The organism is Streptomyces sp. CGMCC 4.7035 (genome assembly GCF_031583065.1).
Classification (GTDB): domain Bacteria; phylum Actinomycetota; class Actinomycetes; order Streptomycetales; family Streptomycetaceae; genus Streptomyces; species Streptomyces yaanensis.
In genome coordinates, this window is the sequence record NZ_CP134053.1 from 5,971,178 (window position 1) to 5,990,084 (window position 18,907).

Consider the following 18,907-nt stretch of genomic DNA (forward strand, 5'->3'; position numbering starts at 1 on the left):
ATGCGGCTACTCACGTACGGCGATCCCGTCGAGCACCATCGACAGGTACTGCCGGGCGATCTCCTCCGGGCTGTGCTGTCCGCCGGGCCGGTACCAGGACGCGGCGACCCAGACCGTGTCGCGCACGAACCGGTAGGTGAGCCGGACGTCGAGGTCGGAGCGGAAGACGCCGGCGGCGACCCCACGCTCCAGCGTGGACAGCCACGCCTTCTCGAACTTGCGCTGCGACGCGGCGAGGAACGCGAACCGGTCCTGCGCCACGAGCTGTTTGGACTCCTTCTGGTAGATCGCAACGGCCGCGCGGTGCCGGTCGATCTCCCGGAAGGACTCGGTGACCAGCGCCTCCAGGGTTTCCCGCGGGCCGAGTTCGGCGTCCAGGACGGTGTCGTAGCCGTCCCAGAGCTCGTCGAGGAACGTACGCAGGATCTCCTCCAGCATCGACTCCTTGGAGTCGAAGTGGTAGTAGAGGCTGCCCGCGAGCATCCCGGCGTGGTCCGCGATCTTGCGTACGGTGGTGGCGTTGTAGCCCTGCTCGGCGAAGACCTCCGCGGCGGTGTCGAGGAGTTCACGGCGGCGGGCGGGCGCGGCGGTCACCTGAGGCTTCTTCTTGGTCGGCACAGATCCATTGTGATCCCGGGGGCGCCCGCCCATCGCTGGGCTCTGAGCGGGCTTGGCGAAGTCGGCTGCGGTTCGGCAGCGCCCTGAAGGGGCGCGGGGCTGTCTCAATATGCGGCTCCGCCGCGATGGGGGTCCCCCCTGTTCGAGCGAAGCCGAGAACTTGGGGGAGCGACCAGCCACGACGAGCCCGCAGACGATCGATGGCCAATCGCGGCGCTTCCCGCGGAGCGCTCAGGCATGCTGACTGCTGACGGCGACGACCTCGCCGGTCATGTACGAGGAGTAGCCGGACGCCAGGAAGACGATCACGTTGGCCACCTCCCACGGCTCCGCGTACCGCCCGAAGGCCTCTCGGGCGGTCAGCTCCTCCAGCAGTTCGGGGGTCGTCACCTTCACCAGGTGCGGATGCAGGGCGAGGCTCGGCGAGACCGCGTTGACCCGCACCCCGTACTCGGCCGCCTCGATCGCCGCGCACCGGGTCAGAGCCATGACGCCCGCCTTCGCGGCGGCGTAGTGAGCCTGTCCGGCCTGGGCGCGCCAGCCGATCACGGAGGCGTTGTTGACGATCACGCCACCGCCCGTCTCCCTCATCGCGCGCAGGGCCGCCCTTGTGCAGCGGAACGTGCCGTTCAGTGTCACGTCGAGCACCTTCGACCACTGCTCGTCGGTCATGTCGACCAGCGGGGCGGTGCCGCCCAGACCGGCGTTGTTGACGACGATGTCGAGACGGCCGTGCAGCCGGACGGCCGTGGCGAACAGGGCCCGCACCTGGCTTTCGTCGGTGACGTCGCACGGGGCGGACGCCACCGCGCCCGCGAACTCGCGGCCCAGTTCGGCCTCGTACTCCTTGAGCCGTCGCGCGTGCGCGTCGCTGATCAGCACGCGCGCGCCCTCCTCCAGGAGCCGGCGCGCGGTCGCTCCCCCGATCCCCGCCCCGGCCGCCGCGGTGATGACGGCGGTGCGCCCCTTCAGCAGCCCGTGCCCGGGTACATACGCCGGGCTCTCGACGCCTGTCATGGCCCCACGCTAACCTACCAAACACTTGTTAGGGAAGGACGGTGCCCGTGGACCTCACCCACTCCCCCGCCGACGAGGCCTTCCGCACCGAGGCCCGGGCCTGGCTCGACGCGCACGTACCCGCGACCCCGCCGCCCTCCCTGGAGACCGGGGAGGGCTTCGCGGCACACCGCGCGTGGGAGGCCGAACTCGCCGCGGACCGCTGGTCGGTGGTGTCCTGGCCGCAGGAGTACGGCGGTCGGGACTCGGGCCTGCTGCGGTGGCTGATCTTCGAGGAGGAGCACTACGCGGCGGGCGCGCCGGGCCGGGTGAGTCAGAACGGCATCCATCTGCTGGCGCCGACCCTGTTCGCCCACGGCACCGAGGAGCAGCGCGCCCGCGTGCTCCCGCCGATGGCACGCGGAGAGGTGATCTGGGCACAGGCGTGGTCGGAGCCCGAGGCCGGCTCCGACCTGGCCTCGCTGAGGGCCAGGGCCGTGCGCGCCGACGGCGGGTGGCTGTTGAGCGGGCAGAAGACCTGGTCGTCGCGGGCGGCCTTCGCCGACCGCGCGTTCGGCCTGTTCCGCAGCGACCCGCACACGCCGAAACCTCACCAAGGGCTGACCTATCTGATGTTCGACCTGCGCGCACCAGGGGTCACGGTCCGCCCGATCGGCCGGCTCGACGGGAAGCCGGCCTTCGCGGAACTCTTCCTCGACGACGTGTTCGTCCCCGACGAGGACGTGATCGGCGAGCCGGGCCAGGGCTGGCGGGTCGCGATGGCGACAGCGGGCAATGAGCGCGGGCTCACCCTCCGCTCCCCCGGCCGCTTCCTGGCCGCCGCCGACCGGCTGGCCACGCTGTGGCGGGAGCGCGGATGCCCGGCGCAGACACGGGACCGGGTGGCCGACGCGGTGATCGGCGCCCGGGCGTACCAGCTCTTCACCTACGCGGGCGCCTCCCGCGTCCTGGACGGCGAGCCGATGGGCCCGGAGTCCAGCCTGAACAAGGTCTTCTGGTCCGAGTACGACATAGCGCTGCACGAGACGGCGCTCGACCTGCTCGGCGCGGAGGGCGAGTCGGCGGACACCGACTGGGCCGAGGGCTATGTCTTCTCCCTCGCGGGCCCCATCTACGCGGGCACCAACGAGATCCAGCGCGACATCATCGCCGAGCGCCTGCTCGGCCTGCCGAAGGGCCGCCGCTGATGCGTTTCCTGCCGACCGACGAACAGCGTGCGTTCGCCCGCTCGTTGGACGCCCTGCTCACCGCCGCCGACACGCCCTCGGTCGTACGGTCCTGGGGTGCCGGCGATCACACGGCCGGGCGGGCGCTGTGGTCCCGGCTCGCGGAGGCGGGCGTCTTCGCGCTGGCGGTCCCGGAGGCGTACGAGGGGGTGGGCCCGCTTCCCGTGGAACTCGCCCTGGCCTTCGTGGAGCTGGGGCGGCACGCGGTGCCGGGCCCGGTGGTGGAGACGGTGCTCGCGGCGGCCCTTCTCTCCGGGGCGCCGGAGCACGCCGAGCGGCTCCTGCCACAGCTGGCTTCCGGCAAGTCGGTGGCCACGGTGGGCGCACCGTACGCACTGGACGGGGACGCGGCGGACGTCGTCCTCGCCCTCAGGGGCCATGAGGTGTGGCTGTCACCCGGATGCCGGCCGGAGGTGAAGCAGTCCCTGGATCCCGCCCGCCGGCTCGCCACCCCGCTCCCCGGCGGCGAACTCCTCATCCCCCGCGTCCCCCCGGACGCCCTCGACCGGGCCCGCCTGGTGACCGCCGCCCAAGCCCTCGGCGTCGGTCTCGCCCTGCTCGACAGGACCGTGGAATACGTCGGGCAGCGGGTCCAGTTCGGCGTGCCCATAGGCTCGTTCCAGGCGGTCAAGCACCAATTGGCCGACGCGAAGATCGCCTTGGAGTTCGCGCGGCCGCTGCTGTTCGGGGCCGCCCTGTCGATGACCTCTGCGGACGTCGCCGCGGCCAAGGTCGCAGCCTGCGAGGCGGCGTACGCGACGGCCCGTACGGCGCTCCAGCTGCACGGCGCGATCGGCTACACCGCCGAGTACGACCTCTCCCTCTGGCTGACGAAGGCCCGTGCGCTGCGCACGGCGTGGGGTACACCGCCGGAGTGCCGGGACACCGTCCTGGGCGGCGCCCACCCCGGTCACTGAGGACAGCTCACGGCACGATCCCCTGCGCCCGGGCCGCCCTCAGCCATTGCGGGAACTCGGCCACCAGACGGTCGTACAGCTCGTCGTCGGACACCTTCCGCGGATCCGAACCGGCATGGAAGAACCCCGCGTTGTCGACGACGCGCTTGCCCGGTACCGCGAGCTCGTCGAGCTTCCGCAGGAACTCGAACTGCTTGCTGCCGGGATCCCCGAACCCTATGAACTGCCAGAACATCGGCAGCTTCGCCGCATTGCACAGGTACCGTTCCGCGGCGAGCTTGTTGATGGGGCCGCCGTCGGTCTGGAAGACGACAAGGGCGGGGGCCGTGGAGCCGCTGTCGACGTAGTGGTCGATGACGGCGTCCATCGCCAGGTGATAGCTGGTCTTGCCCATGTGCCCGAGCCCGGCCACGATCCGGTCGATCCGTCCTCGGTGGTCGGCGAGGGAGATGTCGGTGACAGCGTCGACGTCCGTGGAGAAGAAGACGACCGGCACACTGCCGTCGTCGTCGAGGTGCGCGGACAGCCCGAGCACCCGGTCGGCGAGCGCCTGCACACTGCCGTCCTTGTAGTAGGGCTTCATCGATCCGGAGTAGTCGACCACGAGATAGACGGCGGCACGCAGCCCGTCGAGACCGTGCTTGCGCAGGGAGACCCCGGCGGTCTTGTACAGGCTGACCAGCGCAGGCGCCTTCTTCTCCACCTCGGTCGGACTGATCCCGGCCATACGGGCTCCCTTCGGTCCGGTACGGAAAGGCCGAGGCTACGCCACGGCAGCCCCACGGTTTCCTCCTGCCTCAGGCGTTCGCTACTTTGTTCGCCGCCGTCCCCACCGGCTCACCATCTGTCTGTCCACCCCCGTCGAGGAGCCGGCCGTGGAGCCCAAGTCCGCCGTCACCACCTGCTACCGCCACCCGAAGGTGGAGTCCCACGTCCGCTGCACCCGCTGCGACCGCTTCATCTGTCCCGACTGCATGCGCGAGGCGGCCGTCGGCCACCAGTGCGTGGAGTGCGTCAAAGAGGGGGCTCGCTCGATCCGCCAGGCGCGCACGGCGTTCGGCGGCCGGATCACGACGGCGCCCATGGTGACGTACGTCCTGATCGGCCTGAATGTCCTGGCCTACCTCGGCGAGTTGGTGCGTCCGGCGATCGTGGACCGGTTCGCGATGCTGGGGGCCCGTCTCGTGGGCCCGGACGGCGAGTACTACCTGTGGCAGTACCCGTACCCCTCGGAACTGCATGCCGAGGGTCTCGTGAACGGAGAGTGGGAGCGGCTGCTGACCGGCACGTTCCTGCACCTGCCGCCCACCCAGGGGACGTTCGGGATCCTGCACATCATCATGAACATGGTGTCGCTGTGGAACATCGGCCGGGTGGTCGAGGCACAGCTGGGCCGCATCCGCTACCTCGCGCTCTACCTGCTCTCGGCCCTCGGCGGCTCGGTGCTCGTCCTGCTGATCGCCGCCCCGCACGCCGAGACGGTCGGCGCGTCCGGGGCGATCTTCGGGCTGGGCGCCGCGTACTACGTCATGGCCCGCCGTCTCGGCGCCGACATGAGCACCGTCAACCGTTTCATGGCGGGTTTGCTGGTGTGGCTGCTGATCTCCGCCGGCCTCACCTCCTGGCAGGGGCACCTCGGCGGTCTGCTGGCGGGCGGGGTGGTGACGCTGGCGTTCGCGTACGTCCCCCGGGGCCCGCGCCGCGGCCTGATCCAGGCGGCCGCGTGCGCGGGGCTGCTGGTGCTGCTGGTGGTCCTGACGATCGGGAAGGTCACAGAGCTGACGGCCTAGAGCGGCGCGTCAGGTGGCCCATCGGTCGCGCAGTACCTTCTCCGCAGGCTTGCCGTGCGGGGAGTACGCGAGGCGCGCCGGTGTCTCCCCGCTGTCCGGCCAGTCGTCCCACATCCACCAGCACACTCCGGCCCACCACCGCTTGCCCTCGAAGGAGTCCAGCAATGCCCGGTAGGCGGCGGCCTGTTCGGCGTCTCCGGTGCGGTTGCTGATGGTCCAGGCGTACGGGGCGGTGGTCGCGCCGCGCTGGCTGACGTAACCCGCCTCGGTGAACAGGATCCGCCGGTTCTGCCGCTGCGCGTACGCGGCGAGCCGCTTGCCGATCGGCTCCCAGGCGCGGCGCAGCCGTTCGGTGTCGTCCGTGGGTTTCGTGGACAGCGGCCAGTAGGCGTCGATGCCGATGAGGTCGAGCTCTTTCCAGAAGGGGATCCTCTCGTATTCGTCGTAGTTGGCGGCGTAGGTCAGGGGCCCGTCGTAGTGGTCACGGACGGCGCTGATGACCTTCGTCCAGGCGGCCAGGTCGCCGGAGACACCGGCGAGTTCGGTGCCGACCGCGAACTGCTCGGTTCGCGTGTCCGCGGCGAGGTCCGCGTAGTGGGTGATGAAGCGGCGGTAGGCGGCGAACCAGGCCGTCCGGTCTCGGGGTCCGATCTCGGCGCGGTCGGCGTCCCCGGGCAGGTCCACATGCGGCTTGATCATCACTTTGAGGCCGAGCGCGTGGGCGCGGTCCACGATCCGTCGCAGACTGCCGTCGCTCGCGGTCTCCTCCGTGGTGTGCATGGCCGGGTCGGTCGGGCGGTTCTGGTACCAGGTCGGGGTGAAGGTGACCCAGCGCGCGCCGGTCGCCCTGATGTCCCGCAGGTACCCGTCCGCCGCCGGGCTGTCGTAGTCGGTGCGGTTCCAGGAGGGCAGCGTGATACCGCGCATCGTCGAGGTCGAGGTGGAGTCGTCGGGCCGTGGGCCGGGGGTGCCGCCGCCGTGCCCGCGTCCGGGGCCGACGGAGGTGCAGCCGCTCACGGTGAGGAGGACCGCGGCCAGGGCGGCGGCGGTCCTCCTCCTCGTCACCGGTGCCCTCACAGGGCTGCCGGGCTGACGAAGGTGTAGCCGAGCGCCTTGATGCCGTCGATGGTGTCCTTCAACGGCTGGAGCGCGTAGTACGGGTGGTAGAAGAAGCCGGCGAACCCGTCCCGGACGGCGAGGTTGGCCTTGGCCGAGGCGATGAGGTCGGCCGGCAGCCGCGCCGGATGGTTGTTGTAGGCCTCCGGTTCGTAGTTGCCGATGTTCTCGGGCAGCACCTTGGTCCCGTACACGTCCTTCACCACGTACGGGAAGAACTGGCCGATGAACCGGTTCGGGTCGGACGATGCCCCGGTGAGTGTGCCCGCGAAGTAGAGCGAACGCTCCAGGCGGGCCGAGAAGTTGGAGCTGAAGACCTTGTAGTCGGCCGCCGAGCCCGCGTAGTGCGGGGTGGTCCACAGCGCCGGCTTCGGCAGGCCCGCCGCCGTGAACAGGGCCAGGGCGCTGGTCACCCGTCCCTGTGCCCAGAGGGTGGAGTCCTCGGCGACCGGGCCGTCGTGGACGACGTTGTTCGCCGTGTCGACGTGCGCCCGGTAGAACTCGAAGTCGTCACCGGTCACACCGTTGTACGGGTTGGCGACATTGCCGTACTGGTGCGTGTAGCCGTGGTCCATCAGGACCGCCCCCCGCGCGAGCATGTACTTCAGCGCGCTGACCACCTGTGGCCGCTGCGCGAGCGTGACCGTCTCCGGGACACCGTTGTTGTAGGTGCCGTTCGGGTCCGTGTAGACGGGGATCACGTTGATGCCGTAGGGGATGTTCTGTGCGTACAGGTAGTCGGCCATGGACCGCAGCTCGGCGGGATCCGAGTCGGGACTGATGTCCTCCAGGCGGACGACCGCGCGGTGCCGTTCGGTGGTGGCCGGCGCGAGGGCGTCGAAGAGGAGGTCTTCCAGGACGATGACGCGGTCGCTCTCGGAGACGTACGCGAACGGGATTTCACCCATATAGGTGAGGTTGGCCGAGCGGATCGCCCACCCGAAGGTGTGCCCGTTGGAGGTGTCCAGTCCCTCCGCGAGCCGGATGACCGCCGGGTATCCGGACCCCGTCAGGATGGTGGGGCGCAGCACGCCTCCGTCCTGTCCGGCCGGGATCGTCCGGGTGAGTGCCTGGTTCTTGTACGTCACCTGCGTCACCGTGCCGACCGAGCCGCCGTCCTCGTAGTACGACGTCGTCGGGTCCCAGCCGTACTTCTGCGCGAACCGGGTTACGCCCACGTCGTTCGCCAGGCCCCAGATGTTGGCGCCCATCCAGAGCACGGGCTTGGTGGTGGTCGCCGCGTCCTGGTAGAAGGCGGCCGGGATGGCGTCCGGGATGCTGCCGCCGTAGTAGGTCGAGCCGATGTAGATCACGGCCGTGTACGAGTCGATCATCCCGGCGGTGTACTGCTGGACCGGCTTGGCCGTGACGGTGCCGAAGTGGCCCGCCAGGTTGGCCGTGGCCATCGCGTACAGCTCACCCAACTGCCCGTAGGGGCCCGCCGTGTCGTAGAGCACGAGGGTGGTGGGGTCGGCCGCGGCGGTGTCGTCGGCGGGCGACGACAGGAGCGTCGCCTGGCGGTCCACGGCCGACGCGGAGGTGGACGAGAAGGAGGCCGCGCTCGCCAGGGTCGTCTTCGAGGTGTTCTCGCGCTGCCGGTCGTGGCGCGCCAGGTCGGCTGTGAGCTGGGCCTTCGCCCAGCCCTTCAGATCGACGCGGCTCAGTCCGGACGTGGTGCCACCGGCCTCACCGGTGTGCCGGCGCCCCCCGCCGGCCTGGGCACTCGCGGCCAGGAAAGTGCCGCTCAACAGGGCTGCGACAAGCAGCAGGACGATGGAGAATCTTGAGGTTCCTCGTCTCCGAGGACGGATCATTTGCCTCACGGTCTTACCCCCCACTTTACCAATCCTTGGCAAAGGCTTTTGCTGATGAGAAGCCACCGATTCTTCTGCCGTCACGAACGGGCGTCAATGGCCGATCGGTGAATTCCGCGGGGCCCATGAGACACCATCGGGACATCGGACATGTCCATTTTCTGAATAGCCTTCTGAGTAACCCTCAACGTCTGATACGTTCACCTTCGCGCGACGGGGACGCGCACTGAAACAAACATGGGGGGACCATGTACGGAAGACCCGCTCTGGGGACATTGCTGCCCTTGGCAGGGGCGATGGCGGCACCGGAAGTCATACCCGGCCTATCTTTGGCCAAAGCCCTACAGGCAACGGCCGGGGCCGGTTTTCTGCTCTACTGCCTGACGGCCTGCGTGATTCTGCTGGCCCGGATACGGCTGCGTCGGCAGGCGCACAGGGTGCGGATTCACCCCGGGAGCAGTCTTGATCATTGAACTGCTCCTGTGGTCGAGTATCACTCTGATCGCCATGGCCGGTTGTTACAACACGAGTTTGTTTCTGCTCTCACGCCGCAGAATTCGGCGGTCCGGGACCGATCGACGAGAACGCTTTTTCGTTTTCCTGCTGGCATGCCTGAACGAGGAGAGAGTTCTTTCCGAAAGTCTGGCCCGCATTACCGCGTTGCCCGCCGGGAATTTCATGGCTCTGGTGATCGACGACGCTTCGGACGACCGCACCGGTGAGATCGCGCTGGCGGCGGACCCCGACCGGGTCCGACTGTACCGGCGCACCCTGCCGAACGCACGCCGCGGCAAGGGCGCCGCGCTCAACGACGGGGTGCGGCACTTGAGGGAGTCCGGTCTGCTCGCCGGTCACGATCCCGCCGATGTGATCCTCTGTGTGGTCGATGCGGACGGCCGCCTCGACCCGCACGTAGTGCAGTCCGTGGATCCCTACTTCGACGACCCGCGTACGGGCGCGGTTCAGGTCTGCGTCCGTATGTACAACCGGCACCAGGGGCTCCTCGCCCGTATGCAGGACATGGAGTTCGTCGTCTACGGCGACGTGTTCCAGAGCGCACGCCGCTTCATCGGCAGCGTGGGCATGGGCGGCAACGGGCAGTTCATGCGGCTGTCGGCGCTCAACACGCTCAGCACCGCGGACGGCGCCGGCCCGTGGAGCGACAGCCTCACCGAGGACCTCGATCTCGGCGTCCGGCTGCTCGCCAAGGGCTGGACCAACCAGCACTGCACCACGGCGGCTGTCTCCCAGCAGGCCGTACTCAGCCTGCGGCGGCTGATCCGCCAGCGATCCCGCTGGTTCCAGGGCCATCTGCAGTCCTCCGGCCTCGTTCCGCTCATCCTGCGGGACGTGCCGACCCGAGCGGCGCTCGACCTCCTGTACCACCTGTCCAGCCCGGTGCTGATCCTGCTCACCTCGCTGCTGCCGCTGTCCTTCCTCGTCGCCCTGGGCGCCACCACCGTGGCCTCCGTCCAGGTGGGACACCCGCTCGTGTCACCCATGTGGCTGCTCGGCCCGTATCTGCTCTCGTTCACGGCCGCCTACACATACGGCTTCGTGTACGCCAAGCGTGAGCGGGACCTGGGGCTGGTGCGCTCGGTGCTGCTCGCCCACGTCTTCGTCTTCTACGGCTACATCTGGTTCGCCGCCGGCTGGTGGGGGTTCTGGCGGATGCTCACCGGCAAGCAGACCTGGCTGAAGACCGCGCGCACCTGAGGCGGTTCCGCCACGCTCGGTCCCTGAGCCCGGCCGGACGCCTCACCTCTCGGCGCTCACCTTTCCGTGCGCTCGCGCATCTCTCATCGGCCGTCCGCGCCTCTCTCATCTCTCGGCACGTCCGCACTTCTCTCATCTCTCGGCACGCCCGGACCTCTCTCATCTCTCATCTCTCGGCACGCCCGCACCTCTCTCATCTCTCATCTCTCATCTCTCGGCACGCCCGCACCTCTCTCATCTCTCAGCACTTCACACACCGTCACGCGGTTTCGCGACCGCGTGCGCCCAGGGGGGACCCATGTCCACACACCCGTCAGCCATGCCCGTACGCGCCATGCTGGTGCTCGGGACCCGGCCGGAAGCGATCAAACTGGCGCCGGTGGCGCGGGCGATGGCCACCGACACGCAGTTCGAGCCGATCGTCGTCACCACGGGCCAGCACCGCGAGATGCTCCACCAGATGCTCGGCCTGCTGTGCGTCGACGTACGCATCGCGCTCGACGTGATGCGCAGCCGCCAGCAGCTGTCCGAACTGACCGCCCGTCTGGTCGGGGAACTCGGCGAGGTCATGCGGGACCAGCGGCCGGACCTGGTCGTGGTGCAGGGGGACACCACGACCGCGCTGGCCGGCGCCCTGGCCGCCTTCTACGAGAAGATCCCCGTCGCCCACGTCGAGGCCGGACTGCGCACCGGCGTCATCGACAACCCCTTCCCCGAGGAACTCAACCGCAACCTGATCGGGCGCATCGCCCGCTGGCACTTCGCCCCGACGCCACGCGCGGCCCGGCATCTGACCGACGAGGGCGTCCCCGCCGAGCAGGTCTTCACCACCGGCAACACGGTCATCGACAACCTGCTGTGGGTACTGGCCGACGGCACCGGCACCTCCGCGTTCCGCACCGGCGCCAAGCGGATCCTGGTGACCCTGCACCGCAGGGAGAACCAGGGCGAGCGGATGCGGGGCATGGGCCGGGCACTGCGCCGGCTGGTCCAGCGCGGGGACGTGGAGATCGTGCTGCCGCTGCACAAGAGCCCCGCCGTACGGGACGTGCTGCTGCCCGAACTCGGCGGCCACGAAGGCATTTCGATCGTCGAACCGCTCGACTACCTGGACTTCGCGGCCACGCTGGCCGAGTGCGACCTCGTCCTCACCGACTCCGGCGGCATCCAGGAGGAGGCCCCGAGCCTGAGCAAGCCCGCGCTGGTGCTGCGGACGACCACCGAACGCCCCGAGGCGGTCGAGGTGGGCGCGGCCCGGCTGATCGGCACGGACCCGGAGGCCATCGTGAGCTGCGCCGAGCGGCTGCTCGACGATCCGGCGGAGTACCGGCGCATGGCCGACGCGGGCAACCCGTTCGGCGACGGGCGGGCGGCCGAGCGCGTGCTCACCCAACTGGCCGAGGACTTCGCCGCCGAAGTGCCGGTCGGCGTCACCGCGACGGGGCCATACTCGACGGCATGACCTCGTCACTCCTGCGCCCTCGTGGGCGGATCCCCCGGATTCCGCCGGGGCGCAGGGGCCGGCTCCTGACCGCCCTGGCAGTGGCGCTCGTGCTGACCGCGATCCTCATGGCCACGCTGAGCCAGTGCCAGGGCGACGACGCGTCACCGCCCGCGCCCTGGATCGACGGTTCCACGCACGGCCGTTGGTTCTCGGTGTTCAACGGTCACGGCACCAACGTGGGCGACGACGGCTCCCTGTCCTTGTCCCCCCGGGCCGCCGAGGACCCCGGCACCACGCACGCGGGACTGGTGGTGAGCACCGTCTCGTACACGGACGTGCGCTACGAAGCGCGGATGCGGACCGTGACGCAGTTGCGCGAGCCGGACCCCAATCCCTGGGAAGTGCCGTGGCTGGTCTGGGCGTACACCGACCCCGAGCACTTCTACTACATCACCCTCAAGCCGAACGGCTGGGAGCTGGGCAAGCGGGACCCCGCCTATCCGGGCGGCCAGCGCTTCCTCGCGACCGGACGCGAGAAGTACCCGGTGGGCGACTGGTACACGGTGCGGGTGGAGCAGCGCGGTCCCGTTCTCACGGTCTTCGCGGAGGGAAAGCCGCTGGTGACCTTCACCGATGCCGAACGCCCCTGTCCGAGGGGCAAGGTGGGCGCGTACACGGAGGACGCGGCGGTGAAGTTCGAGGGCCTGGAGGCGAGTTCGGGCCGCTGACATGCGGCGGCGCCTGCCCATCGTCCGGTCGGGGACTGGCGGGCAGGCGCCGTCTGTGTTCCGTACGCCTTTGTACGGGACGTCTATGAGTGACCCTTCAGGTCACACGTGGGTGCCTCAGACCATCAGTGCGCGGTCCGTCGGGCGGATCGGGGCCGGCAGGTCGCTGGCACCCGTGAGGAAGCGGTCGACACCGCGCGCCGCGGAGCGGCCCTCGGCGATCGCCCACACGATCAGCGACTGGCCGCGACCGGCGTCACCGGCCACGAAGACGCCCGGCACATTGGTCTGGAAGGAGGCGTCGCGGGCGATGTTGCCGCGCTCGTCCAGCTCCAGGCCGAACTGCTCGACCAGGCCGTTCTCGCGGTCCGTGCCCGTGAAGCCCATGGCCAGCGTCACCAGCTGGGCCGGGATCTTCCGCTCCGTGCCCGGCTTCTGGGTCAGCTTGCCGTCCACGAACTCGACCTCGATCAGGTGCAGCCACTGCACGTTGCCGTCCTCGTCGCCCTCGAAGTGGGTCGTCGAGACGGAGTAGACCCGCTCGCCGCCCTCTTCGTGGGCCGAGGTGACCTTGTACAGCATCGGGAAGGTCGGCCACGGCTGGGAGACCGGGTTCCGGTCCTCGCCCGGGCGGGGCATGATCTCCAGCTGCGTGACGGAGGCCGCGCCCTGGCGGTGGGCCGTGCCCACGCAGTCCGCGCCCGTGTCACCGCCGCCGATCACGACGACGTGCTTGCCCTCGGCCGAGATCGGCGTGGTGACGTAGTCGCCCTCCTGGACCTTGTTGGCCAGCGGCAGGTACTCCATCGCCTGGTAGACGCCCTTGAGCTCGCGGCCGGGGACCGGCAGGTCGCGGGCGGTGGTGGCGCCGGCGGCGATGACCACGGCGTCGTACCGCTTGCGCAGGTCCGTCGCCTTGAGGTCGCGGCCGATCTCGATGCCGGTACGGAAGCGGGTGCCCTCCGCGCGCATCTGCTCGATACGGCGGTTGATGTGCCGCTTCTCCATCTTGAACTCGGGGATGCCGTAGCGGAGCAGACCGCCGACGCGGTCCGCGCGCTCGTACACCGCGACGGTGTGGCCCGCCCGCGTGAGCTGCTGGGCGGCGGCCAGACCCGCCGGGCCCGAGCCGATGACCGCGACCGTCTTGCCCGACAGGCGCTCGGGGGCCTGCGGCTTCACGTCACCGCTGTCCCACGCCTTGTCGATGATCGAGACCTCGACGTTCTTGATGGTGACCGGCGGCTGGTTGATGCCGAGCACACACGCCGACTCGCACGGAGCGGGGCACAGACGGCCCGTGAACTCCGGGAAGTTGTTCGTGGCGTGCAGGCGCTCGGACGCCTCGGTCCAGTCCTCACGGTAGGCGTAGTCGTTCCACTCGGGGATCAGGTTCCCCAGCGGACAACCGTTGTGACAGAACGGGATGCCGCAGTCCATGCACCGGCCGGCCTGCTTGCTGATGATCGGCAGCAGCGAGCCGGGAACGTAGACCTCGTTCCAGTCCTTGACACGCTCGCCCACCGGGCGGGACTTGGCGACCTCGCGGCCGTGCGTCAGGAAGCCCTTGGGATCAGCCATTGGTCGCCGCCTCCATCATCTTCTCGGTGATCTCGGTCTCGGAGAGACCGGCTCGCTCGGCGGCGTCCTTGGCGGCGAGCACTGCCTTGTAGGTGCTGGGGATGATCTTGCTGAAGCGGTCCACCGCGACGGACCACTCGGCAAGGAGCTTCTCGGCGACCGTGGAGCCGGTCTCCTCGGCGTGGCGGCGCACCACGTCGTGCAGCCACTGCTTGTCCGCGTCGTCCAGGGCCTCGACGGCACCGAGGTTGCCCGCGTTGACGTTGTCGCGGTTCAGGTCGATGACGTAAGCGATACCGCCCGACATGCCGGCCGCGAAGTTGCGGCCCGTCTCGCCGAGCACGACCGCGTGACCACCGGTCATGTACTCGCAGCCGTGGTCGCCCACGCCCTCCGACACCACGAGCGCGCCGGAGTTGCGGACGCAGAACCGCTCGCCCGTACGACCGCGCAGGAACAGCTCGCCGCCGGTCGCGCCGTACGCGATGGTGTTGCCCGCGATCGTCGAGTACTCGGCGAGGTGGTCGGCGCCCCGGTCCGGGCGGACGATGACGCGGCCACCGGACAGGCCCTTGCCGACGTAGTCGTTGGCGTCGCCCTCCAGGCGCAGCGTGACACCGCGCGGCAGGAAGGCGCCGAAGGACTGGCCCGCGGAGCCCGTGAAGGTGATGTCGATCGTGTCCTCGGGCAGACCCGCGCCGCCGAACTTCTTCGTCACCTCGTGGCCGAGCATGGTGCCGACCGTGCGGTTGATGTTGCGGATCCCGACCTGGGCACGCACCGGCTGGGCGTCGGTGGCGGAGTTCGCGGCCAGGGCGTCGGCGGCGAGCTTGATCAGCTCGTTGTCCAGCGCCTTCTCCAGGCCGTGGTCCTGCGCGACGATCTGGTGGCGCACCGCGCCCTCGGCCAGCTCGGGCACGTGGAACAGCGGCTCCAGGTCCAGGCCCTGCGCCTTCCAGTGGTCGACGGCACGGGTGACATCGAGCGCCTCCGCGTGGCCGACGGCCTCCTCGATGGAGCGGAAGCCCAGCTCGGCCAGGATCTCGCGGACCTCCTCGGCGATGAACTGGAAGAAGTTCACCACGTACTCGGCCTTGCCGGAGAAACGCTCGCGCAGCACCGGGTTCTGGGTGGCCACGCCGACCGGGCAGGTGTCCAGGTGGCAGACGCGCATCATGACGCAGCCGGAGACGACGAGCGGCGCGGTCGCGAAACCGAACTCCTCGGCGCCGAGCAGCGCGGCGATGACGACGTCACGGCCGGTCTTCAGCTGGCCGTCGGTCTGGACGACGATGCGGTCGCGCAGGCCGTTGAGCAGCAGGGTCTGCTGGGTCTCGGCGAGGCCGAGCTCCCAGGGACCGCCGGCGTGCTTGAGCGACGTCAGCGGGGAGGCACCCGTACCGCCGTCGTGACCGGAGATGAGGACGACGTCCGCGTGCGCCTTGGACACACCCGCGGCGACCGTGCCGACGCCGACCTCCGAGACCAGCTTCACGTGAATCCGCGCCTGCGGGTTCGCGTTCTTCAGGTCGTGGATCAGCTGGGCCAGGTCCTCGATGGAGTAGATGTCGTGGTGCGGCGGCGGGGAGATCAGGCCGACACCCGGCGTCGAGTGACGGGTCTTGGCCACCCACGGGTAGACCTTGTGGCCGGGCAGCTGGCCGCCCTCGCCGGGCTTGGCGCCCTGGGCCATCTTGATCTGGATGTCGTCCGCGTTGACCAGGTACTCGGAGGTCACGCCGAAGCGGCCGGAGGCCACCTGCTTGATCGCCGAGCGGCGCGCCGGGTCGTACAGGCGCTCCGGGTCCTCGCCGCCCTCACCGGTGTTGGACTTGCCGCCCAGCTGGTTCATGGCGATGGCGAGCGTCTCGTGCGCCTCCTTGGAGATGGAGCCGTACGACATGGCGCCCGTGGAGAAGCGCTTGACGATCTCGGAGACCGGCTCGACCTCGTCGATGGAGATCGGCTGACGGTCGCTCTTGAAGCCGAACAGGCCGCGCAGCGTCATCAGGCGCTCGGACTGCTCGTTCACACGGTCGGTGTACTTCTTGAAGATGTCGTAGCGCTTGGTGCGGGTCGAGTGCTGGAGGCGGAAGACCGTCTCCGGGTCGAACAGGTGCGGCTCGCCCTCGCGGCGCCACTGGTACTCGCCGCCGATCTCCAGCGCGCGGTGCGCGGGAGCGATGCCGGAGGCCGGGTAGGCCTTGGCGTGACGGGCGGCGACCTCCTTGGCGATGACGTCGATGCCGACGCCGCCGATCTTGGTGGCCGTGCCGTTGAAGTACTTCTCGACGAAGGCGTCGTCGAGACCGACGGCCTCGAAGACCTGGGCGCCGCGGTAGGAGGCGACGGTCGAGATGCCCATCTTGGACATGACCTTCAGGACGCCCTTGCCGAGCGCGTAGATCAGGTTGCGGATGGCCTTCTCGGGCTCGATGCCGGACAGGAACGTCCCTGCGCGGACGAGGTCCTCGACGGACTCCATCGCCAGGTACGGGTTCACGGCCGCGGCGCCGAAGCCGATGAGCAGGGCGACGTGGTGGACCTCGCGGACGTCGCCGGCCTCGACCAGCAGGCCCACCTGGGTGCGCTGCTTGGTGCGGATGAGGTGGTGGTGAACGGCCGCGGTGAGCAGCAGCGACGGGATCGGCGCGTGCTCGGCGTCCGAGTGGCGGTCCGACAGGACGATCAGGCGGGCGCCGTTCTCGATCGCGGAGTCGGCCTCGGCGCAGATCTCCTCGATGCGCGCGGCGAGGGCGTCACCGCCACCGCTCACCCGGTACAGACCGGACAGCGTCGCGGCCTTCATACCGGGCATGTCGCCGTCGGCGTTGATGTGGATGAGCTTGGCCAGCTCGTCGTTGTCGATGACTGGGAAGGGCAGCGTGACGCTGCGGCAGGCGGCGGCCGTCGGCTCGAGGATGTTGCCCTCGGGGCCCAGCGACGAGCGCAGGGAGGTGACCAGTTCCTCGCGGATCGCGTCCAGCGGGGGGTTGGTCACCTGCGCGAACAGCTGGGTGAAGTAGTCGAAGAGCAGGCGCGGGCGCTCGCTCAGCGCGGCGATCGGCGAGTCGGTGCCCATCGACCCGATCGGCTCGGCGCCGGCCTTGGCCATCGGCGCGAGGATGACGCGCAGCTCCTCCTCGGTATACCCGAAGGTCTGCTGGCGGCGGGTGACCGAGGCGTGGGTGTGGACGATGTGCTCGCGCTCGGGCAGGTCGCCCAGCTCGATCTCGCCGGCCTCCAGCCACTCGGCGTAGGGCTGCTCGGCGGTGAGGGTCGCCTTGATCTCGTCGTCCTCGATGATGCGGTGCTCGGCGGTGTCGACGAGGAACATCTTGCCGGGCTGGAGGCGGCCCTTGCGGACCACCTTGGAGGGGTCGATGTCCATGACGCCGACCTCGGAGGCAAGGACGACGAGGCCGTCATCGGTGACCCAGTAGCGGCCGGGACGCAGGCCGTTGCGGTCGAGCACGGCACCGACCTGGATGCCGTCGGTGAACGTGACACAGGCCGGGCCGTCCCAGGGCTCCATCATCGTGGAGTGGTACTGGTAGAAGGCACGCCGCTCCGGATCCATGGCGTCGTTGTTCTCCCACGCCTCCGGGATCATCATCAGCACGGAGTGCGGCAGCGAACGGCCGCCCAGGTGCAGGAGTTCGAGCACCTCGTCGAAGGAGGCGGAGTCGGAGGCGTCCGGCGTACAGATCGGGAAGAGCCGCTCCAGGTTCTCCTGGGATCCGAACAGGTCGGAGGCCAGCTGCGACTCGCGGGCACGCATCCAGTTGCGGTTGCCCTTGACCGTGTTGATCTCGCCGTTGTGCGCGACGAAGCGGTACGGGTGGGCGAGCGGCCAGCTCGGGAAGGTGTTCGTGGAGAAGCGCGAGTGGACCAGGGCGATGGCCGACGCGAAACGACGGTCGGACAGGTCCGGGAAGAAGGGCTCCAGCTGGCCGGTGGTCAGCATGCCCTTGTAGACGATTGTGCGCGCGGACAGCGACGGGAAGTACACGCCGGCCTCGCGCTCGGCGCGCTTGCGCAGCGCGAAGGCCTTGCGGTCGAGGTCGATGCCCTTGCTCGCGCCGTCGGTCACGAAGATCTGGCGGAAGACAGGCATCGTGGCGCGGGCGGCGTCGCCCAGCAGGTCGGGAGCGACCGGGACGTCGCGCCAGCCGAGCACGTCGAGGCCCTCCGCCTCGGCGATCGTCTCGATCTGCGCGACGGTCTCGGCGGTGCCGTCCTCGGGCAGGAAGGCGATGCCGACGGCGTACGCGCCCAGCTCGGGCAGTTCGAATCCGGCCGCCTCGCGCAGGAACGCGTCGGGAACCTGGGTGAGGATGCCCGCGCCGTCACCCACGTTGGGGTCGGCGCCGGTGGCACCGCGGTGCTCCAGGTTGCAGAGAACCATGAGCCCATGCTCGACCAGCGCATGGCTCGCCTCGCCGGTGAGGGTGGCCACGAAGCCGACGCCACAGGCGTCGTGCTCGTTGCGGGGGTCGTACATACCCTGCGCAGCAGGGCGAGCATCCATGAACGACCAGTTCCGGCCATTCGCAGAGTGCTGGGACGGCTGGCGCGGCGTACGCATCGGCTCTCCCGTCGTCGTCATGTGGCATATGCAGCTGCCGAGGGACGACGTTGGCCCTCTGCGTGGGGTGCAAAATTTCGTGCAGGTTACATGATGAAGCGGTTCTCGGGAACCGGATAGTCCGTTTCAACATGCGGACATCGCCGGAGCGTGGCGGGGTTCCACCCACGGCGATGGAATCGAAGGGACAGAAGCGGACAGATCGGTGTCCGTCATCCCAGAGTACGGCAGGCAGCGTCGCCCACCGCGATGGTGCGGAGCAGGCGTCATTGCCCGCGGCGCTTACGGCTCATGCCCGGTGGTTAAGCAATCGAAACCGCCGAGTAACGACTACTTATGCGGTCCCTCGCAT

The 18,907-nt window shown here is 69.5% G+C and carries 13 protein-coding genes; 6 read left to right on the forward strand and 7 right to left on the reverse strand.

Annotated features, from left to right (window positions below; genetic code table 11):
• Positions 1–6 precede the first annotated feature (6 nt).
• A complete protein-coding gene (locus tag Q2K21_RS26195; protein WP_310775641.1) occupies positions 7–618 on the reverse strand; it encodes a TetR/AcrR family transcriptional regulator in 612 nt (203 codons plus the stop codon).
• Positions 619–849: 231 nt separating this feature from the next.
• A complete protein-coding gene (locus tag Q2K21_RS26200; protein WP_310775643.1) occupies positions 850–1,635 on the reverse strand; it encodes an SDR family oxidoreductase in 786 nt (261 codons plus the stop codon).
• A 47-nt stretch (positions 1,636–1,682) separates the two neighbouring features.
• On the opposite strand from Q2K21_RS26200, the gene Q2K21_RS26205 reads away from it, so the two are divergent.
• Together Q2K21_RS26205 and Q2K21_RS26210 are read left to right on the forward strand one after the other, a co-directional pair.
• Positions 1,683–2,822 (forward strand): acyl-CoA dehydrogenase family protein, encoded by a 1,140-nt coding sequence (locus tag Q2K21_RS26205; RefSeq protein WP_310775645.1) that lies wholly within the window; start codon positions 1,683–1,685, stop codon positions 2,820–2,822.
• Positions 2,822–3,778, forward strand: a complete 957-nt coding sequence (locus Q2K21_RS26210) for an acyl-CoA dehydrogenase family protein (RefSeq protein ID WP_310775647.1) — start codon at positions 2,822–2,824, stop codon at positions 3,776–3,778. The genes Q2K21_RS26205 and Q2K21_RS26210 overlap by 1 nt, the downstream gene beginning before the upstream one ends.
• Positions 3,779–3,785: 7 nt before the next feature.
• Here Q2K21_RS26210 and Q2K21_RS26215 read toward each other — a convergent pair whose 3' ends face one another.
• Positions 3,786–4,505: a vWA domain-containing protein gene (locus Q2K21_RS26215; RefSeq protein WP_310775649.1), complete on the reverse strand. Its 720-nt coding sequence runs from the start codon at positions 4,503–4,505 to the stop codon at positions 3,786–3,788.
• Between the two features lie 148 nt (positions 4,506–4,653).
• On the opposite strand from Q2K21_RS26215, the gene Q2K21_RS26220 reads away from it, so the two are divergent.
• Positions 4,654–5,568: a rhomboid family intramembrane serine protease gene (locus tag Q2K21_RS26220; RefSeq protein ID WP_310775651.1), complete on the forward strand. Its 915-nt coding sequence runs from the start codon at positions 4,654–4,656 to the stop codon at positions 5,566–5,568.
• Between the two features lie 9 nt (positions 5,569–5,577).
• Here Q2K21_RS26220 and Q2K21_RS26225 read toward each other — a convergent pair whose 3' ends face one another.
• Positions 5,578–6,633, reverse strand: coding sequence for a glycoside hydrolase family 113 (locus Q2K21_RS26225; RefSeq protein ID WP_310775653.1), 1,056 nt, complete (start codon positions 6,631–6,633; stop codon positions 5,578–5,580).
• 8 nt (positions 6,634–6,641) lie between these two features.
• Positions 6,642–8,432, reverse strand: a complete 1,791-nt coding sequence (locus Q2K21_RS26230; RefSeq protein ID WP_310775655.1) for a polysaccharide deacetylase family protein — start codon at positions 8,430–8,432, stop codon at positions 6,642–6,644.
• A gap of 573 nt (positions 8,433–9,005) precedes the next feature.
• On the opposite strand from Q2K21_RS26230, the gene Q2K21_RS26235 reads away from it, so the two are divergent.
• The 3 genes from Q2K21_RS26235 (at position 9,006) to Q2K21_RS26245 (ending at position 12,386) form a co-directional block, all read left to right on the forward strand.
• A complete protein-coding gene (locus Q2K21_RS26235) occupies positions 9,006–10,214 on the forward strand; it encodes a glycosyltransferase family 2 protein (protein ID WP_310781251.1) in 1,209 nt (402 codons plus the stop codon).
• Between the two features lie 298 nt (positions 10,215–10,512).
• The gene (wecB, locus tag Q2K21_RS26240; protein WP_310775657.1) at positions 10,513–11,676 is read left to right on the forward strand and encodes a non-hydrolyzing UDP-N-acetylglucosamine 2-epimerase; all 1,164 of its coding nucleotides are present in this window, start codon (positions 10,513–10,515) and stop codon (positions 11,674–11,676) included.
• Complete coding sequence (locus Q2K21_RS26245) at positions 11,673–12,386, forward strand: 3-keto-alpha-glucoside-1,2-lyase-like domain-containing protein (RefSeq protein WP_310775658.1); 714 nt, start codon at positions 11,673–11,675, stop codon at positions 12,384–12,386. Before wecB ends, Q2K21_RS26245 begins: the two co-directional genes overlap by 4 nt.
• A 117-nt stretch (positions 12,387–12,503) precedes the next feature.
• Here Q2K21_RS26245 and Q2K21_RS26250 read toward each other — a convergent pair whose 3' ends face one another.
• The gene (locus Q2K21_RS26250; protein WP_310775660.1) at positions 12,504–13,967 is read right to left on the reverse strand and encodes a glutamate synthase subunit beta; all 1,464 of its coding nucleotides are present in this window, start codon (positions 13,965–13,967) and stop codon (positions 12,504–12,506) included.
• Positions 13,960–18,555, reverse strand: coding sequence for a glutamate synthase large subunit (gltB, locus tag Q2K21_RS26255; protein WP_310781253.1), 4,596 nt, complete (start codon positions 18,553–18,555; stop codon positions 13,960–13,962). The genes Q2K21_RS26250 and gltB overlap by 8 nt, the downstream gene beginning before the upstream one ends.
• Positions 18,556–18,907: the final 352 nt, after the last annotated feature.

Excerpts from the sequence above, each read along its gene's own strand:
- Q2K21_RS26200 (WP_310775643.1), bottom strand. The coding sequence starts at position 1,635 with ATGACAGGCGTCGAGAGCCCGGCGTATGTACCCGGGCACGGGCTGCTG.
- Q2K21_RS26210 (WP_310775647.1), top strand. The coding sequence starts at position 2,822 with ATGCGTTTCCTGCCGACCGACGAACAGCGTGCGTTCGCCCGCTCGTTG.
- Q2K21_RS26215 (WP_310775649.1), bottom strand. The coding sequence starts at position 4,505 with ATGGCCGGGATCAGTCCGACCGAGGTGGAGAAGAAGGCGCCTGCGCTG.
- Q2K21_RS26235 (WP_310781251.1), top strand. The coding sequence starts at position 9,006 with ATGGCCGGTTGTTACAACACGAGTTTGTTTCTGCTCTCACGCCGCAGA.
- wecB (WP_310775657.1), top strand. The coding sequence starts at position 10,513 with ATGTCCACACACCCGTCAGCCATGCCCGTACGCGCCATGCTGGTGCTC.
- Q2K21_RS26245 (WP_310775658.1), top strand. The coding sequence starts at position 11,673 with ATGACCTCGTCACTCCTGCGCCCTCGTGGGCGGATCCCCCGGATTCCG.
- Q2K21_RS26250 (WP_310775660.1), bottom strand. The coding sequence starts at position 13,967 with ATGGCTGATCCCAAGGGCTTCCTGACGCACGGCCGCGAGGTCGCCAAG.
- gltB (WP_310781253.1), bottom strand. The coding sequence starts at position 18,555 with ATGCGTACGCCGCGCCAGCCGTCCCAGCACTCTGCGAATGGCCGGAAC.